Raw genomic sequence first — 19,626 nt, 5'->3', positions numbered from 1 at the left:
ACCGTCTAGGCATGCCCGGGTACGCCGACGACATCGCCCTCGCCCACCTGCTCGCCGACGCCGCCGACGCCGTCTCCACGGCCCGGTTCCGCGCGCTCGACCTGCGGGTCGAGGCGAAACCCGACCTGACCCCGGTCTCCGACGCGGACACCGCGGTGGAGCGGGAGATCCGGGCGCTGCTGGCCGTGCACCGGCCGGCCGACGGTCTGCTGGGCGAGGAGTACGGCGAGGAGCCCGCCACGGGCCCGGACGGTCGCCGCTGGGTGGTCGACCCGATCGACGGCACGAAGAACTTCATCCGGGGCGTGCCCGTGTGGGCCACCCTGATCGCGTTGCTGGAGGGGGACCGCCCGGTCGCCGGGCTGGTCTCCGCGCCGGCGCTCGGCCGCCGCTGGTGGGGCGCGCTGGGCGAGGGCGCGTACGCGGGGCCGGACGCCGCCGGTGGCACGCCGATCCGGGTCTCCGCGGTAGGGGACCTCGCGGACGCGAGCTTCTGCTACTCGTCGCTGACGGGGTGGGAGTCCGCCGGGCGGCTGGACGCGATGCTCCAGCTGATGCGGGACACCTGGCGCAGCCGGGCGTACGGCGACTTCTACGGCTACATGCTGCTGGCCGAGGGCGCGCTGGACGTGATGGTGGAGCCGGAGCTGTCGCTGTGGGACGTCGCCGCGCTGGTGCCGATCGTCACCGAGGCGGGCGGGACGTTCACCGACCTGGCCGGCCGGCCCGCCCCCGCCGGCGACGCCGGCACCGGGAGCAGCGCCGTTGCCAGCAACGGCGCGCTGCACGCCGACATCCTCGCCCGGCTGGCTCGGCCAACCGAGCACTGACCCCCGGCAGCCTCTATCCTCGCCAAGTGGTTTCCTCCGGTTGGTGCTTCCTCGCGGCCATGATCGTCGCGTACGGCGTCGCCAACCTGCTCCAGTCGGTGGCCGCCGCCCGCACCACCGTCCACCACACCTTCGACCCGGGACTGCTGCTGCGGCTGGCGGTGCACCGCACCTACCTGGTCGGGCTCGGCTGCCAGGTCGCCGGGTTCGTGCTGGCCCTGCTCGCCCGCCGGGACCTGCCGCTGTTCCTGGTCCAGTCCAGCGTCGCCGCCGGGCTCGGGGTCACCGCCCTGCTCGGCGTCCTGGTGCTGAAGTGGCGGCTGCCGGCCGCCGAGGTGGCCCTGCTGGTGCTGCTGTTCGCCGGGATCACCGCGTTGGTGCTCTCCGCCGAGCCCGCGCCGGCCAAGCCGCTCGGCACCGCCGGCCTGATCGCCCTGGCGGTGGCGCTCGGCGTGATCGCCGTGATCGGCTTCTTCGCCGTACGCCTGCACGGGGCGCCCGGCTCGGTGGCGCTCGGCGCGCTGGCCGGGCTGGCGTTCTCCGCCGCCGCGGTGGCCGCCCGGCCCCTCGCCTCCGCCCCGACGCCGGAGGCGTTCGTCCAGGATCCGCTGCTCTACCTGCTGATCGTCCACTCGGTCGTCGGCCAGCTGCTGCTCGGCCTGGCCATGCAACGCGGCTCGACCACGGCCGCCGTGGCGGCGATGGACGCCGCGGGGGCGGTGCCCGCCGCGATCGTCGGCCTGCTCCTGCTCAACGACAAGATCTGGCCCGGGCGGGAGTGGCTCGCCGCGGTCGGGTTCCTGGTCACCCTCGCGGCGGTCATCGGTCTCACCCGGTACGCCGAGCCCCAGCACCACCACGCGGTCGCCGGGGAACGGGACCGGAGCATGGTGGGCGTCGGGGCGCCCGGTCGCCCGCTCTGAACCGGGCCCGGGGGCGACCCACCCGGGTCAGGCCGCCTCGGACCGCCGACCCCGGTCAGGCCGCCTCGACCGGCTTGCGGCGGCTCACCACCCGCTCGTAGAGGCGCTCCAGCGCGCCCGCCGTCCGCTCCCAGGTGTAGCTGCACCGCACCCGGTCGACGGCGGCGTGCCCGTACGCGAACCGCCCGGCGTTGTCGGCGAGCAGCCGGCGCAGCGTCACGCCCAGCGCGCGGACGTCGCCCGGCGGCACCAACCGGCCGGTGACCTCGTCGACCACGGCGTCGGCGATCCCGCCCATGGAGTAGCCGACCACCGGCACCCCGCAGGCCATCGCCTCCAGCGACACCCGGCCGGCGGACGAGTAGTGCGGGGTGCAGGCGACCACGTCCGCCGAGCGGTACCAGGTGGCCATCTGTTCGTGCGGCACCGCGCCCACCAGCTTCACCTGGTCGGCCACTCCGCTCCGCTCGGCCAGCTCGCGCAGCCGCCGGGCCTCGGCGTGGTTGGCGAGCTGCCCGACGGGCGGGCCGCCGGCGATCACCAGCTCGGCGTCGCCGACGAGTCGCATGGCCCGGATCAGGTCCTCCTGGCCGTGCCCGGCCGAGAGCCCGCCGACGGAGAGGATCCGGGCCCGCTGGTCGCGGGGGGCGGCCTCGCCGTCGGGGTGGAACTGCGCGGTGTCGACGCCCGCCGGCACCATCGCCACGGAGGCGCGTTGCAGCCCCATCCGGGTCAGCTCGTCGACCTCGTCGTTGCACTGGGCGACCGCGATGTCCACCGCCCGGGTCAGCGCCCGCTCCAACGGGATCCGCTCCCCCGGCCCGTCGTACTGCCGGCCGAGGTGGCGCAGCTGCTCGACGCCGAGGGAGTGGAACGTCTGCACCACCGGGACGTCCGTCTCGCGTACCGCGTGCGCGGCGGCCAGCCCGCCGACCCAGTAGTGCCCGTGCACCACCTCGGGACGCCAGTCGCCCGTCCACCTCTCGGCCAGCCAGGCGCCGAACGCGGACACGTGCGGCACCAGTTCGGCGGTGGGCAGCGGGGCGGCCGGGCCGATCGGCACCCGCTCCACCCGGTAGCCGTCGACCGTCGCCGTCTCCGGCAGGGCCGGGTCGTCGCGGCGTTCGTACACCCGGACGTCGTGGCCCCGCACGGCGAGTTCGGCGGCGACCCGGGCGATGTGCTGGTGGGTGCCGACGGTCAGGCCGTCGGTGCCCCTGGACGGGCCGGCGTGCGCGCAGACGAGGCCGACGCGCATGGGTCACCTCCATGCGATCTTCTCAAGCGGTGGTCCTCGGTCAGAGGGTCCCATTAACCGAACCCCCGGGAGCCGAAACCTGGCAGATCGGGAAGAGCCCGGCGGGTGCTTGCGCGACGGCAACTGTTGCGGGACGGGCGACACCCCGACCCGGAGCCGCGAGGATCCGACCGGCGCCGGCCGCATGACCCCTGCCGACGGGGGTACGGGCGAGGAATGCCTCTCACCCGCAGCCTCGCCGACGCCACCGTCGTGCTCACCGGCGCCTCCAGCGGCATCGGTACGGCCACCGCGTACGCCCTCGCCCGGCGCGGCGCCGCCGTGGTGCTGGCCGCCCGCAGCGAAGCGGCGCTGGAGGAGGTCGCCGTGCGGTGCCGGGAGCTGGGCGGGCGGGCGCTGGCGGTGCCGACCGACGTGACCGACCCGGCCGCCGTCGAACGGCTCGCCGCCCGCGCGGTCGCCGAGTTCGGCCGGATCGACGGCTGGATCAACAACGCCGCGGTCGGCGCGGTCGGGCTCTTCGACGAGATCCCCGTGGCGGAGTTCCGCCGGGTGCTGGAGGTCAACCTGCTGGGCGCCGCGTACGGCACCCGGGCCGCCCTGCCCCACCTGAGCGCGGCGGGTGGCGGGGTGCTGGTCAACAACGCCTCCGTGCTGGCCGAGGTGGCGATGCCCTACCAGTCGGCGTACAACGCCACGAAGCACGGCATCCGCGGGCTGGCCGACACGGTCCGCCAGGAGATGCGGGTCACCGGGCGGGGCAACATCTCCATCTGCACGGTGCTGCCGGCCACCATCGACACCCCGTTCTTCCGGCACGCCGCCAACCACAGCGGCCGGGAGCTGGTGCCGCCGCCCCCGGTCTACCCGCCCGAGGTGGTGGCCGAGACGATCGTCCGGCTGCTGCGCCGCCCGAGGCGCGAGGCGTACGCCGGCGGCGCCGCCCGGCTGATCGGCCTCCAGTGGCGGCTCGCCCCGGCGTTCGCCGAGCGGGTCCTCGGCTGGTACGCGCACCGCACCCAGTTCGGGCCCGCCCCACGGCCGGAGAGCACCGGCAACGTCTTCCACGCCGACGCGGCGGCGCGGCGCGAGGGCGGCTGGCACGGCCGGCGGCGGCACCTGGTGCGGATGACCGCCGCCTTCGGGCTGGCCGCTGCGGGGACGGCCGTCGGGACGGTGGCCGCGATGACGCGCCGCGCGGGAACGAAACGCTGATGCCGGGGGCCGAGCGGTCGGGTGCGCGGTCCGGGCGGACGGTGCACGGTGCGCTGCCCGGCCCGCAGGGCGGGACGGAGGCGATCGTGTCCACCGACGCGGGCTGCCGGGTGGAGGCGGACGAGGCGTCCGGCGTGCTCCGGCTGACCGGGACACTCGACCGGTCCGGCGTCGACGTGGTGCGCGACGGCCTGCTCGCCCAGTTCTGTTGCCGACCCGGCCCGGTCCTCGCCGACCTCACCGCCCTGCGGGTGGCCGACCCGGCCGCCCGGGACGTCTTCGCCGAGGTGTGCCGGGAGGTACGCGACTGGCCCGCCGCCGATCTGCTGCTCTGCGATCCGACCGGCGCCGTCGAGGGGGTGCCCGCCTGGCCGACCCTGGCCGGGGCGCTGGCCGGGCTGGCCGCCGCGCCGCTGGTCGCGGTGGCCGAGACCGACCTTCCCCCCGCCGTCGGGGCGGCCCGGCAGGCCCGGCAGCTCGTGACGGAGGGCTGCGGGCGCTGGGACCTGCCCGAGCTGATCGAGCCGGCCGGCATCGCGGTCACCGAGATGGTGAACAACGTGGTCGCCCACGCGCACACTCCGATGACGGTCCGCCTGGCACCCCGGGGCAGCGCGCTGCACCTGGCGGTACGCGACCACTCGCCGCGTCAGCCGGCGTTCACCGGGCAGGCGCCGCTGGACACCGCGGGCGGGCGCGGCCTGCTGCTGATCGACACCGTCACCCGCAGCTGGGGCAGCAGCCGGGTGCCGGACGGCAAGGTCGTCTGGTGCGTGCTGCACGCCGACGACGAGACCACCGCCCACCTCGGCTGACCGCCGCCCCCGATTCCTGCCCCGCCGTCCCCCGACGTGCCCCTTCCGCCCGGATGGCCACGGGCGGCACCGGTTATGCCGGGAGGGCAGTGGGTAGTGATCAGCCATGCGCGACGACGAGTACCCGACCCCCGTGTCCGACCCCGAGGCGGAGGGCCTGCCCGACACCGCCGACGACGACTCGACCGCCAACGACGACGTCCTGACCGGGCGCGAGGCGGACGGTCCGGAGCCCGCCCAGCTGCCGGGCGACCGGACGCCGGTCGCGGTGGACCGGTACGGGAACACCGCCGAGGAGCAGCTCGACGGCGAGTCGCTGGACTACAAGCTCGACCGGGAGCAGCACGAACGCCCGGCCGACGACCCGCTCGCCGGCCCCGTCGACCCGGACATCGCCGCCGAGGCCGACAGCGAGGAGGCGGCGGCGCAGGCCCAGCTCGACGCGGACGTCATCGATCCCGGCCCCACCTCCGACCCGGACTCGCCGGTGTCGCTCTACGACCACGGCAAGCTGGGCAGTGTCAGCGACGGCCAGGTCGGCCGGCTCGTCGAACCGGACGAGGGGGCGCACACCGACCAGGAGACCGACTCGGTGGCGTACGACGCCGGTTCGGCCGGCGGCGGCGCGAGCGCCGAGGAGCTGGCCATCCACGAGACGCGTCCGCCGCACTCGGTCTGAACCGGCCGGGGGCCGTCGGGGAACCCTTCGGGGGCGGTTCCCCGGCGGCCCTCAGTCGTCGAGGCCCCGTTCGATCGCGTAGCGGGTCAGCTCGACCCGGTTGTGCAGTTGGAGCTTGCCGAGCGTGTTCTGCACGTGGTTCTGCACGGTGCGGTGGGCCAGCCCGAGCCGCTCGGCGATCTGCTTGTAGGACATCCCCTTGGCGACCAGGCGCAGCACCTCGGTCTCCCGGTCGGTGAGCCGGGGCGCTGGGCCGGCGCCCCGGGCGTCGCGGCCGGCGGCCTGTCCGGCGCCGTCCGGGTCGGCCGCGAGCCGGCGGTACTCGCCGAGGACCAGCCCGGCCAGGCCGGGCGTGAAGACCGGCTCCCCCGCCGCCGTCCGGCGCACCGCCTCCAGGAACTCCGCCGGGGCGGCCGACTTGACCAGGTAGCCGGTGGCCCCCGCCTTCACCGCGTCGAGCACGCTCTGCTGCTCGCCGCTGGCCGAGAGCATCAGCACCCGCACCTCCGGCAGCACGGCGCGCAGCCCGCGAACCACCTCCACCCCCGAGACGTCCGGCAGTTGCAGGTCGAGGATCACCACGTCCGGCCGGGCGGCGGCGGCCACCCGCAGCGCCTGCCGACCCTCCCCGCTGGTGGCGACCACGACGTGGCCGGCCTCGGTGAGGTCCCGGGCCACCCCCTCCCGCCACATCGGGTGGTCGTCGACCACCATCACCCGTACGCCTGTCACGGTTGTCCCTCCCTCGGAACGGTCAGTTCCAGCTCGGTGCCGGCGCCCGGCGCGGAGGTGATCCGCACCGTGCCGCCGAGGTCGGCGAGGCGGCCCCGGATCGACCGGGCGACGCCGAGCCGGCCCTCGGCGGCGGCCTCCTCCAGCCGGCCGTCCGGAAACCCCGGCCCCTCGTCGCGGATCGACACGGTCACCGTCGCCCCCTCGTCCTCGACGAGCACCCAGGCCCGCCCGTCGGTGTGCCGGGCCACGTTGTCGAGGGCGGCGGCGGTCGCGGCGGCCAGTTCGTGGGCGGCCCGCCCGGGCAGGGGCACCGGGGTGGCCGGCGCGGACAGCGAGACGGTCGCCGAGGCGTACCGGCCGAGCAGCCCACGCAGGTCCACCGGCCCGCCGTGGGCGGTGGGCGCGACCGGCGTGGCGCCGCCGATCAGGGCGCGCAGCGCGGCCTCCTGTTCCCCGGCGAGCCGGGCCAGCTCCCCTGCCTCGCCGTCCAGGTGGGCGCCGCGCCGCTGCACCAGCGCCAGCACCTGGAGCACGCCGTCGTGGATGTCCCGGGCCAGCCGCTCCCGCTCCCGGGTGGCGGCCTCCAGCTCCACCGCCCGGTGCAGCCGCTCCTCGGCGGTCACCGCCAGCCGGGCGACGTGTCCGACCACCACGCCGGCGAGCAGCAGCAGGATCGTCCCGGTGAGCGACGACTGGCCGATCCGTTCGCGGGTGGCGAGGTCCACCGCGCCGAGCGCCAGCGCGGCGACCGTGCCCCGGCGCCGACCGCCGGAGACCGCCCAGGCCAGCACCGGTCCGGCCAGCCAGGCCACGGTGAGGCTGGGCACGCCGGCGGCGAGCGCCGTCCGCCCGATCACCCACGGGGTGGCCAGCATGATGCCGACGACGACCCCCAGGTCCGCCAGGAGCAGCGGCCAGCCTCGGCGGGCCGGGTGGGCGTAGCTGACGGCGGTCACGCCGGTCCAGGCCGCCATCAGCAGGACCAGGCCGCCGGCCGCGAACGGGTGGGCGTACCGGTCGGCGTCCCGGAGCGCCACCACGCAGACGTACGCCAGGGAGGCCACCCGGAACACGGCGATGGCCCGCCAGAGCGGGACCTCGAAACCACCGGGCGGCGTCGACACGCCCGTCACGATGCCACAGCCGTCAGGACGGTCCCGTGGGCCGTCGGGTGCGCCCGGAGCAACCCTGACGTACGGTGGAAATGCCGCGAAACATCCACGATCCGCTGTCGGGACGGGGCCATGACGAATGCGGAACCCGGAGCACAGCGTACGGTTGTGCCCATCGAACCTTCCCTTCTCATCGCCGAGGCCTTCGACCAGGCCCAGGTGACCGAGCTGCGCCACTCGGTCACCTCCTGCGCGCACGCGGCAGGGCTCGGCGGGCAGCGGCTGGACGACTTCGTGCTGGCGGTCAACGAGTTGATCACCAACGCGGTCCGGCACGGCGGCGGCCAGGGCTGGCTACGGCTGTGGCGGCAGTCGGGCCAGCTGTTCTGCGAGGTCTCCGACCACGGGCAGGGAATCAGCACGCAGCGGCTGGGCGACCGGAGCCGCCCCGCCGCCGACACCGCCGGCGGATGGGGGCTCTGGCTGGCCCGGGAACTGAGCGACAGCATGGACGTGGAGACCGGCGCGCGCGGCACGACGGTCCGCATCAGCACCGCCGTCGCGGCCCCCCAGCACACCGGCCACCACCGCCGCGACTGACCCCGGCGGGGCCTGCGTTCCGGGCGGGTCAGGCGAAGAGGGCGCTCACCGATTCGCCGTTGTGGATCCGGCGCATCGCCTCGGCCAGCGCCGGCGCCACGGACAGGATCTCCAGCTTCGGCACCCGCTTGTCGGCGGGGATCGGCACCGTGTTGGTGCAGACGATCTCCAGCACGCCCTCCTGCTCGCTCAGCCGCCGCAACGCGCCGCTGGAGAAGAGGCCGTGGGTGCAGGCCAGCCGGATCGAGCGGACCCGGAGCTCGCGCAGGTGCTCCATCAGCTCGATCACCGTGCTGCCCTTGGCGATCTCGTCGTCCAGCACGATCACGTCCCGGTCGGTCACATCGCCGATCACCGCGCTGATCTTGACCCGGTCGTCGCTGAACCGCTGCTTCGCCCCGGCGGCCACCGGGGTGCCGAGCCGCCGCGCGAACGCCGCCGCCTCCTTGGCGTTGCCGAGGTCCGGCGAGACCACCACCGTGTTGCTCAGGTCGTAGCGGGTGAAGTGCTCGGCCAGCTCGCGCAGCGCGTGCAGGTGGTCGACCGGCACGCTGAAGAAGCCGTGCACCTGGGGCGAGTGCAGGGTCATCGCCAGCACCCGGTCCGCGCCCGCCGAGGTGAGCAGGTCGGCGACGAGCCGCCCGCCGATCGAGATGCGCGGCGCGTCCTTCTTGTCGGACCGCGCGTACGCGTAGTGCGGCAGCACCACGGTGATCCGGCCGGCCGAGGCGCCCCGGGCCGCGTCGATCATGAGCAGCAGCTCGACCAGGTTCTCCTGCACGGGCGGCACCAACGGCTGGATCAGGAAGACGTCCCGCTCCCGGCAGTTGGCCTGCAACTGCACTTCCAGGCAGTCGTTGGCGAACCGGGAGACCCGCACCGGGTGCAGCGGCACGTCGAGGTGGGCGCAGATCTCGGCGGCGAGTTCGGGATGGGCGGTACCACTGAAGACGGCGATGTCACGCACGTCCGCACATCGTACGGACGTGAGCGGGACCCGTTCCCCGCCGGGGCCCGTCGCCGGCCGGCGAAGATCGGTCGGGCCGGGTACGGTGCTGCCGTGACCCCCCAGTACGTCGCCGCCATCGACCAGGGCACCACCTCCTCGCGGTGCATCGTCTTCGACCGGGCCGGGGAGATCGTCTCCGTCGCCCAGCGGGAGCACCGGCAGATCTTCCCCCGGCCGGGATGGGTGGAGCACGACGCCGAGGAGATCTGGGACAACGTCCAGCGGGTGGTCCGGGAGGCGCTGCACGCCGCCGGCACCGACGCCGCCGGGCTCGCCGCCGTGGGCATCACCAACCAGCGGGAGACCACGCTCGTCTGGGACCGGGCCACCGGGCGGCCGGTGGCCAACGCCGTCGTCTGGCAGGACACCCGCACCACGCCGCTGCTGCGTGAGCTCGACCAGGCGTACGGCGAGGAGCGGTTCCGCTCCCGCACCGGCCTGCCGCTGGCCACCTACTTCGCCGGGCCGAAGCTGCGGTGGCTGCTGGATCACGTCGACGGGCTGCGCGGGCGCGCCGAGGCCGGCGAGGTGCTCTTCGGCACGATGGACAGCTGGCTGATCTGGAAGCTGACCGGCCGGCACGTCACCGACGTGACCAACGCCAGCCGCACCCTGCTGATGGACCTGAGCACCCTCGACTGGGACCCGGAGCTGCTCGACGCGATGGGGGTGCCGGCCGCCATGCTGCCGGAGATCCGCAGCTCCGCCGAGGTCTACGGGGAGGCCACCGGCGTCCTGGCCGGGGTGCCGGTCGCCAGCGCGCTCGGCGACCAGCAGGCCGCCCTGTTCGGGCAGACCTGCTTCCAGCCGGGCGAGGCCAAGTGCACCTACGGCACCGGCAGCTTCCTGCTGCTCAACACCGGCGCCAGCCCGGTCCCCTCCACCCACGGCCTGCTCACCACGGTCGCCTACCGCATCCAGGGCCAGCCCGCCGCGTACGCGCTGGAGGGGGCGATCGCGGTCACCGGCTCGCTGGTGCAGTGGCTGCGCGACAACCTCGGACTGATCTCCACCGCGCCCGAGGTGGAGGAGCTGGCCCGCACCGTCGACGACAACGGCGGCTGCTACGTCGTACCGGCCTTCTCCGGGCTGTTCGCCCCGCACTGGCGCAGCGACGCGCGGGGGGTCATCGCCGGGCTGACCGGCTACATCACCAAGGGCCACCTGGCCCGGGCCGCGCTGGAGGCGTCCGCCTGGCAGACCCGCGAGGTGGTCGACGCGATGAACGCCGACTCCGACGTGGCGCTGCGCCGGCTCCGGGTCGACGGCGGGATGACCGCCAACGGGCTGCTGATGCAGTTCCTCGCCGACGTACTCGACGTGCCGGTGGTCCGGTCCCGGATCACCGAGACCACCTGCCTCGGCGCGGCGTACGCGGCCGGCCTGGCGGTCGGCTTCTGGCCGGACCTGGCGACGCTGCGCGGCCAGTGGCGCTCCGACGCGCAGTGGGAGTCGACGATGGAACCGGCGCACCGGGAGCGGGAGCTGCGCAACTGGCGCAAGGCGGTGGAGCGCACCCTCGACTGGGTGGACTGACCGCCGCGCCGCGTGGAACCTCGTCGAGGCAGCCCGGTTCATCGGGCACCGGCGGCCCTCCGGCTCAGTCCCAGCGGTTGCCGGTGAGCTTCTCGTAGACGTCGACATAGCGGGCCCGGGTCGCCTCGACCACCTCGGCCGGTACCTCGGGCGCCGGGCCCTGCCTGTCCCAGCCGCTCTCCACCGCCCAGTCCCGCACGTACTGCTTGTCGTAGGAGAACTGCGCCCGGCCCGGCTGGTACGACTCCGCCGGCCAGAACCGGGACGAGTCGGAGGTGAGCAGCTCGTCGCCGACGGTCAGCGTGCCGTCCGGCGCCCAGCCCAGTTCGATCTTGGTGTCGGCGACCAGGATGCCCCGGTCGGCGGCCAGCTCGGCGCCCCGGCGGTAGACGTCGAGCGTGATCCGGCGCAGCCGCTCGGCGATCTCGGCCCCCACCTTGTCCACCACCTCGGCGAAGGTGATCGGCTCGTCGTGCTCGCCCACCGGCGCCTTGGTCGACGGGGTGAAGATCGGCTCGGGCAGGATGGACGCCTCGACCAGCCCGCGCGGCAGCTCGACGCCGGAGACCGCGCCGGTGCGCTGGTACTCCTTCAGGCCGCCGCCGGTCAGGTAGCCCCGGGCGACGCACTCCACCGCGACCATCTCCAGCCGCCGGCAGCGGATCGCCCGACCGGCGAACTCCGCCGGCACGTCGGTGGCGGAGATGACGTGGTTCGGCACCAGGTCGGCGAGCTGCTCGAACCACCACAGCGAGAGCGCGGTGAGCAGCTTGCCCTTGTCGGGGATCGGCGTCGGCAGCACCACGTCGTAGATCGAGATGCGGTCGGAGGCGACCAGGATCAGGTCCTCGCCGTCGGCGTAGACATCCCTCACCTTGCCCGAGTGCAGAAGTTCCACGCGCCCTAGTACACCATGCGGGCCGGCCACGGCCTCCGCCGGTGGCTGCGGGCATCGATGCGTACGCCTGGGATGTGGTGGTGTGGCCGGACGTACGTTGACACCCTCGCGCGCGCCTGCGTGAATGATCCGGCCGCCCGCCCCACCGGTCCGCCAGGAGTTCTTCGTGCCCGTTGCCCGATCCCCGCTGCCCCGCGCCGAAGCGGATCCGGGCCGGCGTCGGGTGCTCGCCGCGATGCTGGGTGCGCCGGTGCTCGCGACCGGCGGGCTCACCGGGTGCACCGAGGGCCAGGCGGCCCCGGTGGAGACCGGGCCGGTCGAGCTGTCGGTCTTCTGGTACGGCGGGGCGAAGCGGGCCGAACTCACCGAGCGGGTGCTGCGGCTCTACACCGACCGCAATCCCCGCGTCGGTTTCCGGATCACCTGGCAGGGCGCCGGCGGCTACTACGACCGGCTGGCCACCCAGGCCGCGGGCGGCAACGTGCCCGACCTGATCCAGCTCGACGACAGCATGCTCACCGAGTACGCCCGCCGCGAGATCGTCCTGGACCTCAGCGGGTACGTCGCCGACCACCGCCTGGACCTACGCACCCTGCCCCCGGGCCTGGTCCGGTACGGGCAGGTCGACGGCCGTACGGTCGGCGTCGCCGCGGCACAGACCGCCGCCGCCGTGGTCTACGACCGCACGCTGCTGCGCCGGCTGCGGCTGCCCGAGCCGAACACGGGCATGTCCTGGGCGGAGTACGTCGCCTGGGCCCGACGGGTCACCCGGGCGAGCGAGGGCCGGGTGGCCGGCACGATGGACCCGTCCGGCGACTACCGGGCGCTCTGGCTCTGGCTCCGCGGCCAGGGCGGCGAGTTCTACCGCGGTCGACAGCTCGGCTTCGACGCCGACGCCCTGATCGAATGGTTCGACCTGTGGCGGCGTGCCCGCTCCAGCCGGGCCACCCCGAGCGCCGCCCTCGTGGAGCAGGCCGACGGCGGCGAACCGATTCAGCAGCTCGTGGTCACCGGCGCGACGGCCGCCTCGTTCGCCTGGTCGCACCAGCTGCCGGAACTCCAGCGCCTCACCGACGCCGAGCTGGGCCTGGCCGCCATGCCGGGTCCCCCGGAGGCGCAGTGGCACCGGGCGTCGATGTACTGGACGGCCTTCCGCGGCACCCGGCACCCCGACCTGGTCGCGGACGTGATCAACTTCCTGACCGGCAACGGCGAGGCGGGGAGCGTGCTCGGTCACGAGCGCGGGCTCAGCCCCAGCCTCGCCGTACGCAGCTACGTCGAGGGCAGCATCACCGAGCCGGCGCAGCGGCGCGCGGCGGCCCTCGGCACCGCACTGGCCGCCCGGCTTGGACCGGCGCCCAGCCCACCACCGCAGGGTCACCCCCGGGTGCGGGCGCTGCTACTGGAAGCCGCCGAGAGCATCCGCGGCGGCAGGACCGGCCCCCGGGCGGCGACGGCCCGCTTCATGGCGCAGGCGGACGCGGCGCTGGCCGGATAGACCGGTCACCGGGAAGCTGCCCCAGGTGGGGATGCCGGGCCGGGTGTCCTGCCTCGACCGAGGCAGGGCAGGGCACCGGCGCCGGCGGAACACGGGCGCACCGGCGGGCCGCCTCAGCGCGGCGGGCCGCCTCGGCGGTTGCGCATCATGCGCATCAGGAGGAAGACGACGCCGGCCACCACGACCAGGCAGCAGAGCAGGCCGACGAAGCCGAAGCCACCACCGCGCCGCCGCCGCGCGGCCTCCACCACGAGCTCACCCGTGCCGGTGGACGCCCAGGCCGCGACGGGCACGAACACCGACAACACGACCACACCGAAAACGGCGGTCAACCGGCCCCACCACTTACCGAAAGAAGACATGCCCACATCTTCGCCGACAACCGCAACCTCGGCACGTCGGTCGACGAGGAACGCGCGCCACGCCCAGGCACGCCTGGCGCCGCCGTTGGTCGGCCGCGCTCAGCACCGCGAGCACCTGGAGCACGGAGGCGTGGGTATCCCGGCCTGCCGCTCGCGCCGGCCGGCCCGCGTGTCGGCGGGTGCGCTGCACGCCGGAGTGACGAAGACGGACCGTCGTCGACCGATGCGACAGGTCGACGCCGAGGCAAGATGCGGAGAAGCCCCGGAGATGAATCTCCGGGGCTTCTCCGACATGGTAGCGGGGACAGGATTTGAACCTGCGACCTCTGGGTTATGAGCCCAGCGAGCTACCGAGCTGCTCCACCCCGCGTCGGCTCGTTAACTCTAGCGCACCCGGCGCGCGATGATCAGCGGACCCCCGATCCTACGGCGGACCCCGCCCTGACCAGCGCAAACCGACGTCGCAGGTCGGCGCGAGGCGCCCGTCGCCCCTGCCCGTCTCACGCCGCGCCCGACCGCAGCGGCCGACCGCAGCGGCCGCAATGGCACATCTCGGTCCGCTTCCGAGCTCCGGCGGCCCGTCTCCGGGCTAACTCCTTTGTGCGGGCGCGCTGCCTTCTCTCGCGCGAGTGCCCGGTGATCAGGACGCCATGGACGTTAACCGGGCTTTTTGAGGTCCATGGCGTCCTGATCACGCCGCTGCACGCCCGCCGGCCGGTCGTTCGGCCGCGCGTCCGTCGGCAGTGGCGGCGTTCGCGTTCCTGTGCGACCGGTCGCGGATTTCGCCGCCGTGGTGCCGCCCCGCCCAATGCCGGCCCGACGGATCACGTGACGTCAGTCACTCCGCTCGTCACTGGCCCGTCCACGATTGCCGGTCCCGCCAACGGGCGGCGGCAGCAGGCGGCGGCAGGCGGCGGCGGCAGCGGGGGCAGACGCGCGGCGGAAAGCGGGGGGCAGGCGTTGCAGCGGCAGGCGTGCAGCAGCAAGCGGTGGCAGCGAGCGATGGCGGCGAGCGGCGAGGAACCGGAACCGGAACCCGAGCCGGAACCGGAACCGGAACCGGAACCGGGTGATCGTCGGGCGGCGGGTGGTGGCCCGGGAAATGCGGAACGGCCCCGGATTGAAGTCCGGGGCCGTTCCGATGTGGTAGCGGGGACAGGATTTGAACCTGCGACCTCTGGGTTATGAGCCCAGCGAGCTACCGAGCTGCTCCACCCCGCGTCGGTTCGTATACCGTATCCCACCGACCCCCGTCGCCGCAAAACGACCCGGGGACGGCCGCCCAGGGCCGGGGGCGTACGCCTCAGCGCAGCCAGCTCTCGATCGCGTCCACCGCCCGCCGGCTGTCGGCGTCGACCTGCGACCGCGTCGAGGAGGTGCCCTCCCAGCCCTGTTCCCAGAGCACGGTCACCACGTCGCCGACCCTGATCGCCCGGACGAGCCGGACCTCGGCGCCGCCCGTGGGGTTGCCGTCGACGTCCCGGGCCGGCGTCCGGATCTCGAACAACACGGACCCGTCGCCGAAGCCGTCGTCGGCCAGCAGCCGCAGTCGGGAGGTCGACGCGTTGCCGCCGCCCACTCCGGCTTGCGCGGGGCAGTCCCGCACCGCCGCCCGCAGTTCGCGGAGGAAGTCGTCGGCCCGACCCGGCCGGTAGAGGGTGACGGTGTGCGCGTAGCTGCCGTCCGGGACGTACCCCCGAGGGGTCGGCGGCAGCTTGTAGGCCAGGTGGCGGGTACGGCGCTGCACGATCTCGGCATCGCTGCGGTAGCGGGCGTCGCAGAGCGTCGGCAGCGCGGCGGTGTCCCGGAAGGCCGGTTCGATGCCCGTCCGGTTCGCGGCCGCCTGGACGAAGAACGCCCGGTCCGGGACGTTGCCGGGCGCCCGGGGCGGCGCGGCGTCGGTGCGTCCCGGCGTGGCCGCCGGCGTGCCCGTCGCCCTCGGCGGCGCGGTGCGCGAGGCGCTCGGCGGCGGCGTGGCGGTCGGCGGCGGCGTAGCGGCCGGCGGGGCCGGCATCGTCGGCGACGCCGGCGCGGTCGCTGGCGGTGGGACGGCGCCGGTCGGTGGCAGGTGGCCACGCTCGCCCGCGAACACCAGCGCGGCACCGGCGGCCAGCCCACCAACCAGCAGCGCCGTCCCGAGCGCGGCGCCGGTGATCCGGAGCCGGGCCCGCCGGTCGGCGCGCCTGCGCAGATTCTCGGGGACGGCCAGGGTACGCCCGTCGGCGTCCTCGGCGAGCGCACGGTAGAGGTCGGACAGCTCACGCGACATCGTTCGCCGCCAATCCCTCGGCGGGCAGGCCGGGCAGCAGCGTGGCCAGCCGCGCCCGCCCCCGCGACAACCACGACTTGACGGTGCCTGCGGGCACCTGCGTCTCCCGGGCGATGTCCTCCACCGACATGTCGAGGAGGTAGTGCAGGGCGAGCGCCTGCCGTTGGGCGTCCGGCAGCCGGCGCAGGGCGCCCGCCAGCAGCACGGCGTCCTCGTTCGGCGGCGGCGCGGGCTCGGGTGGCCCGGTGCGGCTCAGCGCCACGCGCCAATGGTGCAACCGGCGCCACCGGTCCTTGGCCAGCCGGGCGACCACCAGCCGCAGCCACGCCTCCGGCGCCGGGTGGGCGGCCAGTCCGGCCCACTGCCGCCAGGCCCGGGCGTACGCCTCCTGCACCAGGTCCTGCGCCTCGGTGTGATCACCGGCCACGGCGTAGCCGTAGCGGAGCATCCGCCGGGCGGTACTCCGGTAGAACTCGTCGAAGCTTGTCGCGTCTCTCATGTCTCCGACCCACGCTCCCCCGGTCGTTCCCGCCTCTTGCAGGAGAGACGGCGTCGGGGAACGGCGGGTTGCGCTGCCGGGCCGGTGGTCGCGAACGCGACAGCGCCCCCGGCGTCGGGACCGGATCGGTCCGTCGGCCGGGGGCGCTGTGCGGGCGGTGCGGGTCAGCCGCCCGGGGTGGGTGAGGCGCTGCCGCCCGGTGCCGGGGACGCCGGTGCGCTGGGCGTCGGGGACGCCGGAGCGCTGGCGCCGGGCGCCGGGGACGCCGGGGTGCTGGCGGTCTGCTGGGCCTGCTGGAAGGCGGTGAGCGCCTCGTCCAGCGCCTTCAACGCGCGCCCGTACCGCTCGAAGTCGCCCGAGGTCTGCGCGGCCCGGACCTCCGCGATGGCGGCCTGGACGCGGTTCGCCGCCTCAGCCAGCTCGCCGGTCAGCGGGGGTGCGGTCCCACCCGGCGGCGTGCCCCCCGCCGGGGGCGGGGTGCCGCCGGCGGGCGGCGGGGTGCCCGGGGCGGCGGCCTGCTTGCCCTGCTCGACGAGCTGCTTGATGCCGTCGGTCACGTTGTTGGCCAGCACCACGTAGGAGCCGCCGTCGCCGTAGGACATCAGCACCCGCTGCAACAGCGGCGGCGCGTTCTGCGCGGCGGTCTTCACGTAGACCGGCTCGATGTAGAGCATGCCGTCGCCGAACGGCAGGGAGAGCAGGTTGCCGTACTGCACCTGGGCCTGCTGGGACTGGAGCAGGTTGAGCTGCTGCCGGATGTTCGCGTTGTTGGTCATCGACTGGTGCACCTGCACCGGGCCGGAGACCCGGGTCTGGTCGGGCAGGTCGAGCACCTCCAGCCGCGGCTGCCCGTCCACGTACGACCCGGAGATCAGCGCGGCGAGGTTCTCCCGGCCGTTCGGGGTGACCGCCGAGGTGAGCTGGAAGCGCGCCGACTCCTGGCCGGGGAACTGCGTGTAAAGGTAGTAGGGCGGCTGCTTCTGGCCGGTGTCGGGGGCGTCCGGCACGTTCGGCACCTGCCAGAAGTCCGTCTCCGAGTAGAAGGCGCCGGGATCGGTCACGTGGAACCGGGTCAGCAGGTTGCGCTGCACCTTGAACAGGTCGGCCGGGTAGCGGAAGTGCTCGGCCAGCTCGGCCGGGATCTCCGACTTCGGCAGCACCAGGTCACCGCCGAACGCCTTGTTCCACGCCTTGAGCACCGGGTCGGTCTCGTCGAACTCGTAGAGCCGCACCGTGCCGTCGTACGCGTCGACGGTGGCCTTCACGGAGTTGCGGATGTAGTTGACGTTCTCCCGGGCGAGCTGGAAGGTGCCCCGCCCGGTCAACTCGTCGGCCGTCTGCTCCTGGAGGTTGACGCGCTCGGCGTACGGGTAGGTCGCCGCCGTGGTGTAGCCGTCGATGATCCACTGGATCCGGCCGTCCACCACCGCCGGGTACGGGTCGCCGTCGAGGGTGAGGAACGGGGCGACCTTCTCCACCCGGTCGCGGGGGTTACGCACGTAGAGCAGCTTCGAGTTGTCGTTGACCGCGTCGGAGAGCAGGAAGTTCGACTCCTGCTCCTTGATCGCGTAGAGCAGCCGCCGGGTGAACGAGCCGATCTCGACGCCGCCCTCACCGGTGTAGGTGTAGGACTCGCCGCCCTCGCCGACCGGGCGGTCGAACTCCGCCTTCCGCGCCGGGTCGCTCTGGCCGACGATCGCGTAGTCGCTGGCGTCCATCCGCTCGCCGTAGTAGACGCGGGGCTGCTTGGCCGCGATCTGCTCGGTCTGCGAGGCACACTGCTCGCCCGTCTGCTGGCCCTGCTCCTTCTGCTGCTCCTGCGGGTCGCCGAGGAAGCCGGAGACGAAGAAGGGCTGGCCGCCGCAGACCACCCGGTTGCCGGGCGCCGCCACCAGCCCGTAGCCGTGGGTGTAGACGGTGTGCCGGTTGATCCAGGTGTTCTGCTGGGGGGTCAACTGCCGGTAGTTGACCTCGCGCAGGCCCACCACGTAGTCCTGCACCTTACCGTTGACCCCGTAGCGGTCGACGTCCAGCTTCTCGCCGAAGTCGTAGAACTGCCGGACCTGCTGGCGCTGGGTGTACGTCTCCGAGACCAGTTGCGGGTCGAGCAGCCGGATGTTCGGCACCACGGAGGTGTCCGTGGCGAGGGTCGCCGGCGGCCTCAGATTGCTCGCCGCGTACGGCGTGGTGGTGGCCGCCTCCAGGCCGAACGCCGAGCGGGTGGCCTTGATGCTCCGCTCGATGTACGGCGCCTCCTTCTCCTTCGCGCTGGGCTTGACCTCGAAGGTCTGCACCGCCCAGGGGTAGACGCCGCCGATCGCGACGGCGGAGACGCCCAGCAGGGCCAGCGAGATGCCCGGCCAGACCAGGTTCCGCATCCAGGCGTTGGAGAAGACGATGATCGCGATCGCCACGACGATGGAGATGTAGGCGAGGATCTCCTTGGCGGGCAGCAGCGCGTTGACGTCGGCGTAGCCGGCGCCGTAGACGGGGCCGTTGCCGTACTCCAGCAGCATCGCGCGCCGGTCCAGCACGTACGCGAGCGCCTTGAGCAGGACGAAGACCGCGACGAGCGTGCTCAGGTGGGCCCGGGCGGCGTTGGTCATCCGGTCGCCGACGCCCTGGAGCCGGACGCCGCCGAAGACGTAGTGCACGGCGAGCGCGCCGATCACGGAGAGCACCACCGCGGTGAAGCCCACGCCGAGCAGGTAGCGCAGGAACGGCAACTGGAAGACGTAGAAGCCGATGTCGATGCCGAACTCCGGGTCCTTCACGCCGAAGTCCCCGCCGTTGCGGAAGAGCAGCCACTGGTTCCACCGGCTCTGCGCCGACAGCCCGGCGAAGAGGCCGACCACGGCGGCGACCAGCGTGATCCACAGGCCGAGCCGGGGGCTCAGCAGCATCCGGTAACGCTCCAGGGTGGCCTGCTCCGGCGAGTGCGGGCGCATCCGGGGCCGCAGCCGCTGGGCCAGCCAGAGGTTGCCGCCGACGAACAACGCCATGCCCAGGCCGACGGCGAAGAAGAGCAGCAGCCGGGTCGTCAGCACCCCCGTGAAGACCCCGGTGTAGCGGACCTCGTCGAACCACAGCCAGTCCGTCCACGCCTGGACACCCCAGCCGAGCAGGGTGAAGAGCACGAACACCCCGACCAGGACACCGATCGTGACGCGTCCGCGTCGGCTCATCCTCGGCAGGGGGCTGCTGCTCTTCATGACCACTGTTGGCTCCGCACGCTCGATGTGATCGGCTCCGACCAGGCACCCAGAGTACGGGGTGTTCCTGAACGTGTCGGTCCAAGGTCACACGGCGTCCCGCCGCGCGGCGGGAGCGTCGGTGGAGGGGCGGCCGGTGCGGGCCCGCCTCGCACGCGGTGGCCGCCCGGCGCCGT

Annotated in this window: 16 protein-coding genes, 2 tRNA genes and 1 pseudogene; 8 read left to right on the top strand and 11 right to left on the bottom strand. The window is 74.1% G+C overall.

Annotated features, from left to right (window positions below; genetic code table 11):
- The first annotated feature begins 11 nt into the window (after positions 1 to 11).
- Both hisN and RM555_RS19060 read left to right on the top strand, forming a co-directional pair.
- A complete protein-coding gene (hisN, locus tag RM555_RS19065) occupies positions 12 to 830 on the top strand; it encodes a histidinol-phosphatase (protein WP_311413030.1) in 819 nt (272 codons plus the stop codon).
- A 59-nt stretch (positions 831 to 889) separates the two neighbouring features.
- Positions 890 to 1,854 (top strand): annotated as a pseudogene (locus RM555_RS19060) (hypothetical protein).
- Here RM555_RS19060 and RM555_RS19055 read toward each other — a convergent pair.
- Positions 1,809 to 3,011 (bottom strand): glycosyltransferase, encoded by a 1,203-nt coding sequence (locus tag RM555_RS19055; protein WP_311413029.1) that lies wholly within the window; start codon positions 3,009 to 3,011, stop codon positions 1,809 to 1,811. The pseudogene RM555_RS19060 and the gene RM555_RS19055 sit on opposite strands and share 46 nt — an antisense overlap.
- 216 nt (positions 3,012 to 3,227) lie before the next feature.
- Here RM555_RS19055 and RM555_RS19050 point away from each other — a divergent pair, with 216 nt between their 5' ends.
- The 3 genes from RM555_RS19050 to RM555_RS19040 all read left to right on the top strand — a co-directional run bounded on the left by RM555_RS19050 (position 3,228) and on the right by RM555_RS19040 (position 5,720).
- On the top strand, positions 3,228 to 4,226 hold the full coding sequence (locus tag RM555_RS19050) for an SDR family oxidoreductase (protein ID WP_311413028.1): 999 nt from the start codon (positions 3,228 to 3,230) through the stop codon (positions 4,224 to 4,226).
- Positions 4,226 to 5,041 carry an ATP-binding protein gene (locus RM555_RS19045; protein ID WP_311413027.1) on the top strand — a complete coding sequence of 272 codons (816 nt, stop codon included), beginning with the start codon at positions 4,226 to 4,228 and terminating at the stop codon, positions 5,039 to 5,041. Before RM555_RS19050 ends, RM555_RS19045 begins: the two co-directional genes overlap by 1 nt.
- A gap of 106 nt (positions 5,042 to 5,147) precedes the next feature.
- Positions 5,148 to 5,720, top strand: coding sequence for a DUF5709 domain-containing protein (locus RM555_RS19040; protein ID WP_132231088.1), 573 nt, complete (start codon positions 5,148 to 5,150; stop codon positions 5,718 to 5,720).
- Positions 5,721 to 5,771: 51 nt separating this feature from the next.
- On the opposite strand, the gene RM555_RS19035 is transcribed toward RM555_RS19040, so the two are convergent.
- On the bottom strand, positions 5,772 to 6,434 hold the full coding sequence (locus RM555_RS19035) for a response regulator transcription factor (RefSeq protein ID WP_311413086.1): 663 nt from the start codon (positions 6,432 to 6,434) through the stop codon (positions 5,772 to 5,774).
- Between the two features lie 14 nt (positions 6,435 to 6,448).
- A complete protein-coding gene (gene macS / locus RM555_RS19030; protein WP_311413026.1) occupies positions 6,449 to 7,579 on the bottom strand; it encodes a MacS family sensor histidine kinase in 1,131 nt (376 codons plus the stop codon).
- 120 nt (positions 7,580 to 7,699) lie between these two features.
- On the opposite strand from macS, the gene RM555_RS19025 reads away from it, so the two are divergent.
- Positions 7,700 to 8,167: an ATP-binding protein gene (locus RM555_RS19025; RefSeq protein WP_311413025.1), complete on the top strand. Its 468-nt coding sequence runs from the start codon at positions 7,700 to 7,702 to the stop codon at positions 8,165 to 8,167.
- A 28-nt stretch (positions 8,168 to 8,195) separates the two neighbouring features.
- Here RM555_RS19025 and RM555_RS19020 read toward each other — a convergent pair whose 3' ends face one another.
- Positions 8,196 to 9,134 carry a ribose-phosphate diphosphokinase gene (locus RM555_RS19020; RefSeq protein WP_311413024.1) on the bottom strand — a complete coding sequence of 313 codons (939 nt, stop codon included), beginning with the start codon at positions 9,132 to 9,134 and terminating at the stop codon, positions 8,196 to 8,198.
- A 93-nt stretch (positions 9,135 to 9,227) separates the two neighbouring features.
- Here RM555_RS19020 and glpK point away from each other — a divergent pair, with 93 nt between their 5' ends.
- A complete protein-coding gene (glpK, locus tag RM555_RS19015; RefSeq protein ID WP_311413023.1) occupies positions 9,228 to 10,712 on the top strand; it encodes a glycerol kinase GlpK in 1,485 nt (494 codons plus the stop codon).
- Positions 10,713 to 10,776: 64 nt separating this feature from the next.
- On the opposite strand, the gene RM555_RS19010 is transcribed toward glpK, so the two are convergent.
- Positions 10,777 to 11,610, bottom strand: a complete 834-nt coding sequence (locus tag RM555_RS19010) for a phosphoribosylaminoimidazolesuccinocarboxamide synthase (protein WP_311413022.1) — start codon at positions 11,608 to 11,610, stop codon at positions 10,777 to 10,779.
- 166 nt (positions 11,611 to 11,776) lie between these two features.
- On the opposite strand from RM555_RS19010, the gene RM555_RS19005 reads away from it, so the two are divergent.
- Positions 11,777 to 13,108, top strand: a complete 1,332-nt coding sequence (locus tag RM555_RS19005) for an ABC transporter substrate-binding protein (RefSeq protein WP_311413021.1) — start codon at positions 11,777 to 11,779, stop codon at positions 13,106 to 13,108.
- Between the two features lie 113 nt (positions 13,109 to 13,221).
- Here the strand turns inward: RM555_RS19005 and RM555_RS19000 are convergent, their stop codons facing one another.
- The 6 genes from RM555_RS19000 to RM555_RS18975 all read right to left on the bottom strand — a co-directional run bounded on the left by RM555_RS19000 (position 13,222) and on the right by RM555_RS18975 (position 19,450).
- The gene (locus tag RM555_RS19000) at positions 13,222 to 13,470 is read right to left on the bottom strand and encodes a hypothetical protein (protein WP_311413020.1); all 249 of its coding nucleotides are present in this window, start codon (positions 13,468 to 13,470) and stop codon (positions 13,222 to 13,224) included.
- A 293-nt stretch (positions 13,471 to 13,763) separates the two neighbouring features.
- Positions 13,764 to 13,840, bottom strand: a tRNA-Met gene (locus RM555_RS18995).
- 774 nt (positions 13,841 to 14,614) lie between these two features.
- Positions 14,615 to 14,691, bottom strand: a tRNA-Met gene (locus tag RM555_RS18990).
- A gap of 82 nt (positions 14,692 to 14,773) precedes the next feature.
- Positions 14,774 to 15,739 (bottom strand): hypothetical protein, encoded by a 966-nt coding sequence (locus RM555_RS18985; RefSeq protein WP_311413019.1) that lies wholly within the window; start codon positions 15,737 to 15,739, stop codon positions 14,774 to 14,776.
- Positions 15,729 to 16,238: an RNA polymerase sigma factor gene (locus tag RM555_RS18980; RefSeq protein WP_311413018.1), complete on the bottom strand. Its 510-nt coding sequence runs from the start codon at positions 16,236 to 16,238 to the stop codon at positions 15,729 to 15,731. Before RM555_RS18980 ends, RM555_RS18985 begins: the two co-directional genes overlap by 11 nt.
- Before the next feature lie 164 nt (positions 16,239 to 16,402).
- A complete protein-coding gene (locus RM555_RS18975; protein ID WP_311413017.1) occupies positions 16,403 to 19,450 on the bottom strand; it encodes a UPF0182 family membrane protein in 3,048 nt (1,015 codons plus the stop codon).
- Between the last annotated feature and the right edge of the window lie 176 nt (positions 19,451 to 19,626).

Source organism: Micromonospora reichwaldensis (assembly GCF_031845925.1).
Taxonomy (GTDB): domain Bacteria; phylum Actinomycetota; class Actinomycetes; order Mycobacteriales; family Micromonosporaceae; genus Micromonospora; species Micromonospora reichwaldensis.
Note: the sequence above shows the minus strand (reverse complement) of the source record. Positions and strands in the feature narration are given on the sequence as shown.

What these genes read in the sequence shown, in the direction of transcription:
- hisN (WP_311413030.1), top strand. Translation starts at nt 12, where the DNA reads ATGCCCGGGTACGCCGACGACATCGCCCTCGCCCACCTGCTCGCCGAC.
- RM555_RS19055 (WP_311413029.1), bottom strand. Translation starts at nt 3,011, where the DNA reads ATGCGCGTCGGCCTCGTCTGCGCGCACGCCGGCCCGTCCAGGGGCACC.
- RM555_RS19050 (WP_311413028.1), top strand. Translation starts at nt 3,228, where the DNA reads ATGCCTCTCACCCGCAGCCTCGCCGACGCCACCGTCGTGCTCACCGGC.
- RM555_RS19045 (WP_311413027.1), top strand. Translation starts at nt 4,226, where the DNA reads ATGCCGGGGGCCGAGCGGTCGGGTGCGCGGTCCGGGCGGACGGTGCAC.
- RM555_RS19040 (WP_132231088.1), top strand. Translation starts at nt 5,148, where the DNA reads ATGCGCGACGACGAGTACCCGACCCCCGTGTCCGACCCCGAGGCGGAG.
- RM555_RS19035 (WP_311413086.1), bottom strand. Translation starts at nt 6,434, where the DNA reads ATGGTGGTCGACGACCACCCGATGTGGCGGGAGGGGGTGGCCCGGGAC.
- RM555_RS19025 (WP_311413025.1), top strand. Translation starts at nt 7,700, where the DNA reads ATGACGAATGCGGAACCCGGAGCACAGCGTACGGTTGTGCCCATCGAA.
- RM555_RS19000 (WP_311413020.1), bottom strand. Translation starts at nt 13,470, where the DNA reads ATGTCTTCTTTCGGTAAGTGGTGGGGCCGGTTGACCGCCGTTTTCGGT.
- RM555_RS18985 (WP_311413019.1), bottom strand. Translation starts at nt 15,739, where the DNA reads ATGTCGCGTGAGCTGTCCGACCTCTACCGTGCGCTCGCCGAGGACGCC.
- RM555_RS18980 (WP_311413018.1), bottom strand. Translation starts at nt 16,238, where the DNA reads ATGAGAGACGCGACAAGCTTCGACGAGTTCTACCGGAGTACCGCCCGG.
- RM555_RS18975 (WP_311413017.1), bottom strand. Translation starts at nt 19,450, where the DNA reads ATGAAGAGCAGCAGCCCCCTGCCGAGGATGAGCCGACGCGGACGCGTC.